Origin of the sequence: Clostridium tagluense, assembly GCF_003865095.1 — a bacterium.
Classification (GTDB): Bacteria; Bacillota; Clostridia; order Clostridiales; family Clostridiaceae; genus Clostridium_AD; species Clostridium_AD tagluense.
Genome location: NZ_BHYK01000059.1, coordinates 1 through 10,806 on the forward strand (window position 1 = coordinate 1; position 10,806 = coordinate 10,806).

At 34.5% G+C, this 10,806-nt stretch carries 6 protein-coding genes; all 6 read right to left on the minus strand.

Features of this window, described 5'->3' with window-relative positions; all coding sequences use genetic code 11:
- Positions 1-147: 147 nt before the first annotated feature.
- Complete coding sequence (locus Ctaglu_RS23610; protein WP_125006365.1) at positions 148-1,854, minus strand: hyaluronate lyase N-terminal domain-containing protein; 1,707 nt, start codon at positions 1,852-1,854, stop codon at positions 148-150.
- A gap of 12 nt (positions 1,855-1,866) precedes the next feature.
- Positions 1,867-2,691 (minus strand): hypothetical protein, encoded by an 825-nt coding sequence (locus tag Ctaglu_RS23615; RefSeq protein WP_125006367.1) that lies wholly within the window; start codon positions 2,689-2,691, stop codon positions 1,867-1,869.
- A gap of 23 nt (positions 2,692-2,714) precedes the next feature.
- Positions 2,715-3,863 carry a siphovirus ReqiPepy6 Gp37-like family protein gene (locus tag Ctaglu_RS23620; RefSeq protein WP_307720513.1) on the minus strand — a complete coding sequence of 383 codons (1,149 nt, stop codon included), beginning with the start codon at positions 3,861-3,863 and terminating at the stop codon, positions 2,715-2,717.
- A 10-nt stretch (positions 3,864-3,873) separates the two neighbouring features.
- Complete coding sequence (locus Ctaglu_RS23625) at positions 3,874-4,737, minus strand: phage tail family protein (protein WP_125006371.1); 864 nt, start codon at positions 4,735-4,737, stop codon at positions 3,874-3,876.
- A gap of 22 nt (positions 4,738-4,759) precedes the next feature.
- Positions 4,760-10,072, minus strand: coding sequence for a phage tail tape measure protein (locus Ctaglu_RS23630; protein ID WP_125006373.1), 5,313 nt, complete (start codon positions 10,070-10,072; stop codon positions 4,760-4,762).
- A 286-nt stretch (positions 10,073-10,358) separates the two neighbouring features.
- Positions 10,359-10,655 (minus strand): hypothetical protein, encoded by a 297-nt coding sequence (locus tag Ctaglu_RS23640; RefSeq protein WP_125006375.1) that lies wholly within the window; start codon positions 10,653-10,655, stop codon positions 10,359-10,361.
- Positions 10,656-10,806 lie beyond the last annotated feature (151 nt).

Sequence of the window (10,806 nt, forward strand, 5' to 3'; positions counted from 1 at the left end):
TTTCAGCCAAGTGTGACTCAACTGAACTTCCATCTAATGCTAAAACGTTACTAGCAGTTGTTTTTGGATTTACATTGTCCCACGCGGTATTATTCGCATTTCTTTGTTGCATTTGTATATTTATATCAGACATTTAATCATCTCCTCTTACACTATTTTATACCAAAAATCTCCTGCACTTGTGGTAGCTGGAGCCGTTGCACTTGTTGTACATCTTTTAGTATTAATTTCATTCCATGCATTCCAAGTACCATTAATCCCATTTCTTATTGCTAATCGAGGACTACCGCCATTTGCAGTTGTCGACCCAAAGGCTAATTGATAAGCACAGTCTCCTGTAGAGGCACTAGTTCCATCCCAGGGGGAATAGGTCATTACTCCTATATAATTTCCTATTTGCCCCCCTAAAACTCCGCCATTCATAAAATCAAATCTAACATTATTCGGATTTGTATTAGGTAATGGTAAGCTACCGTCCCTTGGCCCGTCTGGAGAATTTACATTATTTGTTTTTGTAGAGGTCCCGCCATTAGCGGGAAGACTCGTTGGTATATCAGAAATTTTAGCATTTTTACTCCAACCACTCCATACCCCACCAGTTAAGGTTTTTGTATAATTATCATTATTATTAAAGTTATAAGCAATAATAGTTAAATACCCGGTCCCATTGCCATGTGATACCCCAATATATCTAAACCATTCACTAGTCGGAGCGTTTGTAATGCCGCTTCCTTGACCTACATATAACCCCTCACTTCCATAAGGAATCCAACCATGCAAATCTGTGGTCATTGCTCGAAATATTACTTTTTCTGCAATATCGACTATACCATTACCATTACCATCATACTGGCTTTTAAGCATATCTCCAACTCCTGGACCGGATGGACCTTGAATACCTTGAGCCCCAGTCGCTCCCGTATCTCCTTTAACCCCTTGTATACCCTGTATTCCTCGCAATCCAGTGCCTGTTGCCCCCGTGGCTCCGGTTGCTCCAGTTAAACCTATTACACCTTGCGAGCCTATGTCTCCTTTAATACCTTGTATCCCTTGTGAACCAGTTAATCCAATATCACCCTTTGTGCCTGTTGCTCCGGTTGCCCCTGTGGCTCCTGTTACACCAATAGGACCTTGGATGCCTTGAATCCCCTGCAATCCCGTTGCTCCTACATTCCCCTTAATACCTTGAATTCCAGTATCGCCTTTGTCACCCTTTAGCCCGATTGTAACATTTATGGTTTCAATATATTCTGCCATTATGTTCACTCCTGTAGCTAATCCACCCAATACTTCAAAGCTTGTAGGTGAGGTTTCAATCAGTCCCTCGCTAATCTGTTTTTGGCCATACATATACCAAAACAATGAATTTGTATTCGGTGTATATGACCCTTTTGTAAGATTAAATACAGTTTGGCCCGATTGGACTATAAATCTTTCTTGCCTAACTGTAATACATTCTGGATTACTATTAGCATCTGTCCCTTTCGGTCCTTGTTCTCCTTTATCTCCCTTGGAACCAGTTAAACCTATTGTTCCAGGTGCGCCTGTTGCTCCTATGTCACCTTTTATACCTTGAACACCAGTATCACCTTTTAATCCGGTATTACCTGTTAATCCTTGTATGCCCTGTAATCCTGTATCTCCCTTAATCCCTTGTGCTCCTATATCACCCTTTGAACCCATTATTCCCTGGATGCCTTGCTCACCTTTTGCACCCAGTAAATTATTTGCAGTTCCATCACCAATGAAGACTTCTTTTGTGTCTGTACAAAACCCAAATTGCCCCTCTAGTAGGATGGGTAAATCAGCCTTTAACCCTCTTTTTTCTTGTATAGGTAACTCCGTTATAGACATTCACCTCACCTCCTAAACTTGCTTAAACCAAAAATCTATGGATGTTGGGCTTGCTGGAGCAGTAGTGCCTCTATAAATTTTAGTTGTTGCTGTTATTTGAGCTTGTAAATTACCAGCTATATCACCGCTAAGTTGGGATTGAATTGACCTGAACCAAGTGTTAAATTGGGATTGAAAACTTGCTTCGCTTGCTGACATTGATGTTGTATATCCACTAGTTGTTGTTGCATACCAAGCATCATAACTAGCCTTTTTAGCGGTTGTCCACGTTGTAAAATCTCCGTTATACTTACTTTGTTGGGATGTAAACCAATCTAAATATTGATTAAATATTGCTGTAGTATCAGCCTGTATTAAACTATTTACCCAACCACAATAACTTGTACTCATTCTTAAATCTGTTATGTTAGCTTGAACTATACTTGTAACTCCTCTAGCAATGTATATATCTGCAATTCCTAACTCATAGCCATCAGCATCTCTTTGCAACATTAGTGCAACTGGACTACTTGCAAGCATACCTTTTTTAACTTTAGCAGTAATGTTTCTATTAACTGTGTTATATTGTATTACAACCCTGTCTATCCTATTTAAAATGCCATCAGCTACTGATATAGGTAGTATTAAGTCACTATCATTAATATAGCAATAACCATTAACCCAAGCTTTACCCGCTTTAACCGTAACCGTCATGTTTCCATTATTAATAACTTGTAAGTTAGTTGATGGATTAGGAAATACACCATTTGTGAGAAGAGAATTAAAAAATTCAGCAAAATCACTGGCTTTGTATTTTCTATCCCCATTTATACTATTAAAAAAACTGCTTTTTTCCAAACTATCACATCCTTTATTTTAAATTAAACAAAACTACCTCCATCAATATTTGTTATAGTATTACCTCCGGTGCCAATAATTGCTGTACTAGATTGTTGCTTTGCCATATTCTTAATTTTATCAAGCAGATTAGGAATGTTAGTACCAAATATAGCTTCTAAGTTAAATCCATTAACCTCATATATTTCTTTTAATTCAATGATTTTTGCATTCATGGTCACACCTAGTTTTCTATCTTGGGCTGTAATAATATCGCCTAAATCATAATCTAGTTCATAAGTAAAAGACCCATAAGGTATTATTCCCACCTCAAAGCTCTTTATTTTTTTTAGTTCATCTAGTTTTTGATGCCCCATAGTTTTTAATTCTGTTATATCTTGGGCTTGGCTACAATCTATAAAGCTTTCTATTCTATCAAATCCACTAACTTCTCCTACCTGCTGTACTAACCTATTTTCATCATCTCCTCTTCCACCACAGTAACCTACATTTTTGTGATTTAAACTGCTATCTATATAGTGTCTACTTTTTAAATTATCAAAATCTACACTAAAAATTACTGGAGGCAAGAGTTCTTGATCCGCTGTTAAATCTCTACCTTGGGTTATGTCGAATACAAGTTTATTATTATTAAAATTAAGAACTATATCCCAACCTAAGTTAGCATACTCCCCTATTTCTGTAAGTTTATCAGAAAGTACTTCATATCTGCTACGCCACTTGTCCTGAAATCCTCTGTTTAAATTAGGAGCTACCACTAAGTTTTGAATTTTTCTTGAAACATCAGTTGGATTAATACAATTACTTTCTACAAAGTATTTAATGATAGCTTCCTGAGAACCTGTGTAACTATCATAAGCACCATTAATGGGAATAATAAGTCTTCTATTGCATAAGCCTTTTAAAGTTGGCCCTTTAATCAAGAGTGTATCTGTAGGCTCTCCGTTTTGGTCATATGTGTTCTCTCTGTGCATTATAATACCTACTTTGTTAAGTTTATTACCTAATAAAATTAGGTTACCATCTATAAGCTTATCTGTATAAGCTTTATTAATATTTATGTGTAGTTCAAACTCACCAACCTTATAAAATCTTCTTATAAATATCAAACTTTCATAGTTGTCAATTTCAGCTAGTAAATTGAAATCTTTATCTATTATTCTAATAGGCATGGTGTCCACATTACACCCCCACATATAGAGGTTTGTAGTAAATTACTACCTCTAGATTATCTATGCCTTGCTCTGCATCATATTTTAAAAGATTATCTCCTACATCGAGTTGTAAAAATGTTGTTTGTAAGTCTATATAATTAAATACATTTGTTGCAACACCATTACGAACCATTTCAACCTTCTTATTTCCAAAATCTGTATTAATTACAAGCTTATCGCCGGCAACAAGAGTTCTTTTAATTTTAATATATTCTTTCGTATAGATATTTAAAATACTTGGATTTACTAAAGTAGCAAGTGCGGTAAATTCAATTCTCATACCACATTCAACATCGCCTTTATTGTTTATATTAACTATTAAATTACTTTCTCTATGTCCCATTTCTATTCCTTCATCCGTTAATTCTAAAGCAAATTCAAAGTCGCCTACCCATAATGCTATTTCTTCTTTAGCTTCAATTATGTTTGTCCAAAATGGATTTGGGCAATATAGTTGTATAAGAAATTCTTGTACTGGCTCAAACCTGGCTTTGGGAGTAGGACCATCTTGCACTATACATTGTATTTCATGTTCACCAGCACCATTTGTATAAGTCAATACGCCCTGTAGTTTAGGATTAAAGATACTATATAATTCTTGCCTTTTTCTGAACATATCTTCACTATTATCACCTAAAATAGCAACCTCTATATTTAAGGTTCGTTCCTCTAATAAAGCTCCATGATAGCTTTTACCATCTTGACCAGGAGCTTTTGACGTTAATATTGTACTTTTGGGAGGGCTTGGGTCAAATTTTTGTAATAAAAAAGGGCCAGAATTTTTTAAAACTATACTCCGTCCCCTATCATTTGTAAAGATTAATTTCTGCATATTTCACCTACTTTTTAAGATGTTAAAAAGCTAATTGTCTTAATGTTGTTTCCATTTCACGTCTTTGTTGGCTTGGAGTTTGGGCAATTGGGCTTGTTATTGCTACGTTATATTCATTCCGCGTTGACGTTGTGCTACTGCTACTGCTAAAGCTTGGACTATTCATCCTAGTAGCATTCATGGCCGCTGCGGATGAAGAATTCATCATCATCATTACACTTATTGCGTTAGCCCTTTGTTGTGATATTTCAGCCGTTATACTTGCTATCATGGATTTTATATTATTTATTGCAGGTTGGAATCCATCTGCAAGTCTATCCCCTAATGTTTGCCCAGCTACCTTGTATTGCTCTCCATAGCTATTTAATAATTCTACTATTTCTTTTTGATTATTTTCCATAACTAATTTTTCAGCTTCAGCTTCAATATTCGCTTCTTTTAGTTTATCTCCATAGAATTTCTTTACATCTTTTATTTTTTTATCAAGTATCTCTTTGCTATCATTGTATTGCATATCAAAAACTTCTTTAGTTTCTTTGTAATTCTTGTCTAATTCTTTCTTTTCATCTTCAAAGTGTTTTTTTGAATCATTAAGTTCATTTTCTAAAGTTTCTTTTTTAGTTATATATATTAAATTAATAGAGTCCTTTTCTTCTTTTTCCGACTTATCAAGCATTTCCTTTTCAATTCTATAATGCTCTTTACTATCCTCAATTCTGTTTTTAATATCTTCTTTCTTGGCTTCATAAATTGAATTAATAGAATCTTTTTCTGCTTTTTCTGCTTTATCAAGCATTTCCTTTTCAATTCTATAATGTTCTTTGCTATCATCAGTTCTCTTTTTAATATCTTCTTTCTTTACATCATAAGTAGTTTTTATAGAATCTTTTTCTGCTTTTTCTGATTTATCAAGCATTTCCTTTTCAATTCTATAATGCTCTTTACTATCCTCAATCCTGTTTTTAATATCTTCTTTTTTAGCTTCGTATTGACTATTGATACTTATTTTTTGTTCATCTGCATTTTCCTTTACTGCATCTATTTGTTTCTTTAACTCTTCCTTTTTATCAGTTACAATTTGAGTATGCAATCTCTTGTCACGTTCTGTTTGAAGCTTATCTAGTTCTGCTTGCATTCCAACTTTATTAAACGCATTATGTTCATATGAAATTGCATTCTTAAGCTTGCTTATTTTATCTAATTCTTCCTTGTCTTTGTCTGCTCTATCTTCCGACTTAGTTTGTTCATCAAGCGCATCTATTTGTGATTGTAAAGCCTTAATCTTTGTACTTGAAACTTCTTCAATACCTTTAAGTTGGCTTTCTTTCCACTTATCTAAATTATCTTTTTCAGCTTCAAATGCTTTTTCAGAAGCTCTTTGAGAATCCTCAAATATTTGTTTTTTAGAATCGTAAACATCTTCCATTACTTTGGTAGTTTCTTCTTTCCAATCATCTAAATTATTGCTTTCTATCTCAAATGCTTTCTCGGAATCTCTTTGGGAGTTTTCAAGATATTCTTTTTTTGCTTCATAAGTATTTTCATTGTTTTTAAGTTGGCTTTCTTTCCATTTATCTAAATTATCTTTTTCGGTTTCAAATGCTTTTTCGGAAATTCTTTCAGTATTTTCAAGAGATTCCTTTTTAATTTCATAAGCATTTTCCATGCTCTTAAGTTGACTTTCTTTCCACTTATCTAATATATCAATCTGTGTATGAATACTCTCTTCAGTTCTTTTCTCATCTACTTCCATAAATTCTTTTTTTGCATTATAAGTATCTTCAATATCCTTAATGCTTGCATCTTTTAACTTACCTAAGTCATCTATTTGCTTTTGAATAGATTCTTCTTTCCCTTTTTCTTCTTCTGTATATTTTTCTTTAAGGGCATTTTTAATTTGATCGTTAAGAGTATTCACTTTATCTACAAATGTCTTTTTATCAGCTAATTCTTGTTGCAGTGTTTCTTTATTCATTTTGCCAATACGCTGTATCTGCATAATTTCTTTATCTGCCTGTTCTTTTCTTAATTCAATTTGTTGCTTTACAGCTTTTTTCTTAGCATCATATTCATCTTTAATGGCATATTTTTTATTACTATTTACACCTCTTAGTGCAATAGTTTCGGAAGCACTTAATTTATCAAATTGACTATTTAACTCTTTTATAGCTGTTGCCGTTGTAGATTTAATTTTTTGTATTTCTTTAGAAATCAAGTCAGCAACCTTTTTAGCTGCTTGGGCTGGTTTATCGCTATTTGCATCTATAGAATCTGCCAAAAGTTGCATGAAGTCTCCGCCGTATGTATCAGCATCTGAAAGTGGCCCTTCGTCTGGCACAGTAAAGTGAAGTACTCTTCTAATTTTATCCGCTACATTTACAACAGAATCTACTACATCTTTTATTTTGTTATTTACACCATCAACAAATCCTTTTATCATGTCGGTACCCCATGTTAATGCTTGACCTGGTAAATCTTTTATAAATTTTACAGCTGAATTAAATCCATTCCTTATGGCACTATCAACACTACCAATAGTACTCGTTACACCGGTTTTCATACTTGAAAACATATTACTACCTACAGTCTTTAATTGCCCTGGCAAAGCACCAAACCATGTTAAAAGTCCGTTCCATATATTTTTTGCACCTTCGACAATATTTTTACATAGATTGATAACAGTAGTTTTTAATCCATTCCATGCTGTTGTCGCAGTGGTTTTTATTCCAGTCCATAACGTATTCATAAATATTGGCAACCCATTCCAGATTGCTTTTGCTCCTACAACTATTCCATTTATTATTGCAGTTATACCAGTTTTTATAGCGTTCCATAAACTCATTGCAGTTGACTTTATTCCGTTCCATAATGCAGACATAAAGTCTTTAAATCCATTCCAAATAGTTTTGGCTATAGTTACTATCCCATTCCATTCAAGTTTTAAAAATCCACCAATTGCAGTAACTACGCCTGTAAATATTAATTTTATGCCTGCCCATATTTGTGCAAATGCTTCTTTTAATTTATTAAATATATTTTCTGTATCCGTTTTTAATTTTCCGAAATTTCCAGTGCATAAATCTAATATTAACAATATAGGACCTAGAAAAATTAATTTAATGGCATTCCAGACCCCAGTAAAATATAACTTTATTCCTTCAAATATGGTTGTTAAGCCATCTTTCATACTGTTAAATATGTTAGTTATGCCTGCTATAAATGGATTTAATATTGCCATCGTAACAGTTACAATCCCATTCCAAACAGTTACAAAAAAATCTTTAATTCCATTCCAAATATTTTGGGTGGTAGTTTTAATCCCATCCCAAAGATTGCTAAAAAAATCACTTATGCCAGTGAATATATTAGTTGCAGAAGTAGATATACCATTAAAAATATTTACAATAGTTGTTTTAATTCCATTCCAAATAGTTTCGGTTGTTGTTTTGATTCCATTCCATAAATCGCTAAACCATGCAGGTATACCTGTAAAAAACCCGACTAAAGAAGTCCATGCACCCGGAATAGTAACTGTAAAAAATCCTACAAGAGCATCTACTACAACCTTGGTAGTATTTTTTATGTCTTCCCACAAACCTTTCCAAAAGTTTCTAAATCCTTCGCAATGTTTCCACAGATAAGTAAAACCAATTGCTAGTGCTGCTATTATGGCTATTGCAATCCCAACTGGGCCAGTTATAAAAGTAATAGCACCTGCTAGTGACGTCATGGCTGGAGTCGCTACTACTGCTGCACCTGTTGCTGTTACAGTAGCACCTGTTAATATTCCTATCGCTCCGCTAATTGTAGTAAATATTCCAATTACCGCACCAGCTCCGGCTACAATACTGCCTATACTGCTAAATAGAGTTCCTATAAACATAATTAAAGGGCCGAGAACCGCAATAATTAAGCCAATACCAACTATGTTTTTGCGTGTACTTTCATCTAAACTATTAAGATAATTACTTGCTTGTTTAATTTTATCTGTAATTGACGTTATAATCGGGATTAAGGCTTTCACAATTGTATCTCCAAATTCCGCTGAAGCAATTTGTGCTGCATGTGTAGCCTTTGTAATAACTCCAGTACCATTTGCCATTTGATTTGTAGTATTAGTTACTGATCCACCAGATTTTTTCAAAGCTTCTACATACTCTTGAACTTCGAATCTTCCACCTCTAATTGCATCAGCTAAATCCGGGCCAGCTTTTTGTCCAAATACATCTATAGCCATAGTTGTTGCTGCTGCTATATTAGGTGCTTTTTTTATAGCTTCAAGCGTTTTTGAAAATTCAACCGCACTATCTTTACCAGCTGCACCCCAGTTACTTATAGATTTTTTCATACCACCGAACGCTAGCTCAGTTGTAACACCAGCTTTTTCCCAAGCGGAAAACATTGCTATACTTGTTTCTGCGTCAAACCCAAGTGCTCGCATAGGTGCACCGTACTTAGCGAGATCTGTAGTAAGCCCTTCTATTCCTATACCACTTTTTTGTGCTGCTACTGTAAGCATGTCAAGGATTTTGCTGTAGTCAGAAGCCTTTATTCCAGCATCACCCATAGCTCTACTTACTAAAGCAACAGAAGTTTTAGCATCCATATTATTTATTTTTGCAAACTTAATAAATTGAAGTGTACAGTCCTCTGCTGCTTTGCCTGTCAAATTAAATCTTGTATTTACTTCTCCCAGGGCTTGACCTATCGTAGCAAAATCTGCGGTAGAATTTCTTCCAATGTTTTTATAAGTTACTTCCAGTTCTTTCGCCGCTTGTCCAGTTGCTCCAGTTGCTTTTATTACTTCATCCATTCCAACCTTTACAGCTTTATAATTTACTACAGCTGTAGCTCCCATGCCTGTTACTGCGGCAGATGCAATGCTTACTTTTTTGCCTACGTTAGTTACATTGTCGCCTACTTTTTTTATACTATCCCCTGCGGCAACTATAGACCTACTAGCTGCCGTTCCAACACTTGCATATTGTAAAGCTAATCTTTTTAATTCCTGTTCAGTGTTTATTACTTCTCTTTGTAATGCCCGGTATTGGTCTTCAGTTATTTTGCCTTGTGCAAATTTAGCTTGTGCCTGTTCTTCTGCAGCTTTTAAAGTCCCAAGTTTCTCTTTAGTATTTGTTATGCTTTTAGCAAGCAATTCTTGTTTTTGTTGTAAAAGCACAGTGTTTTTCGGATCTAGTTTTAAAGCTTTTTCAACTTGTTTCAGCTCTTGCTTTAAATCAGAACTTGATTTGTTAACTCCTTTTAACGCTTTGTCTAACGGAGCTGTATCTCCATTAATTTCTACGGTTATACCCTTTATATTATTTCCTGCCATCTTATTCCTCCTTTCTTTTTTTATTTTCCCATTTTTTCTCTAAGCCTTTTTCTATCTGGAGAAGTTTGGCTCATTCGGTAACAATTTTCGAGATACTCATTGCCACTTTCTGTCTGCATGTAATTGTAAATTACAGCATCACGCAGCAATAACCAATACTCAAATACCTCTAAATCCTCTAGCCTGTCAAAATCATACCCTGTGTAGCTGCAAACAATTTTCTCTTCTATGGTATTTACCGTAAAATGTCCCTCATTTCCATCATCATTAGGATAATAAGGGATTTTTAGTTTGGGGAATTTTTAGTTTTGCTAAGCCATTCAAAATATGCTGTTAATATTTGGCTCATTTGGTCAAGATCTAAATCATCAATCAGTTCATCAGGCACGTTATGTCCCGACTTATTTTTGCTCAAAATCATGCCAACCGCCTCAGCTAATTCATCCATTGTGTCCTCATTTTTTGCCTTGCTTAATGCTGTTATTTTTTTTAATGCTTTGAGCTTTGGTGCTGCAACTTCTAATACCAACTCACCTATTTTAATAGTAAAGTACCTCTTGCTTACAATATTTAAATCAAACATTTAATAACCTCCAAAGGGGCTTTGAGCCCCATTATTTTATACCTTTGCTGTAACTGTAGCCTTACCTGCTTTGATTGCTTTAAATGTACCATCAACTTCAATAATTTCTATTTCATTTCCTGTAACTGCTGTAATATCAATTGCTCCATTC

Coding starts and splice junctions, on each gene's coding strand:
- Ctaglu_RS23620 (WP_307720513.1), bottom strand. CDS start 3,863: ATGCCTATTAGAATAATAGATAAAGATTTCAATTTACTAGCTGAAATT.
- Ctaglu_RS23640 (WP_125006375.1), bottom strand. CDS start 10,655: ATGTTTGATTTAAATATTGTAAGCAAGAGGTACTTTACTATTAAAATA.
- Ctaglu_RS23630 (WP_125006373.1), bottom strand. CDS start 10,072: ATGGCAGGAAATAATATAAAGGGTATAACCGTAGAAATTAATGGAGAT.
- Ctaglu_RS23625 (WP_125006371.1), bottom strand. CDS start 4,737: ATGCAGAAATTAATCTTTACAAATGATAGGGGACGGAGTATAGTTTTA.
- Ctaglu_RS23610 (WP_125006365.1), bottom strand. CDS start 1,854: ATGTCTATAACGGAGTTACCTATACAAGAAAAAAGAGGGTTAAAGGCT.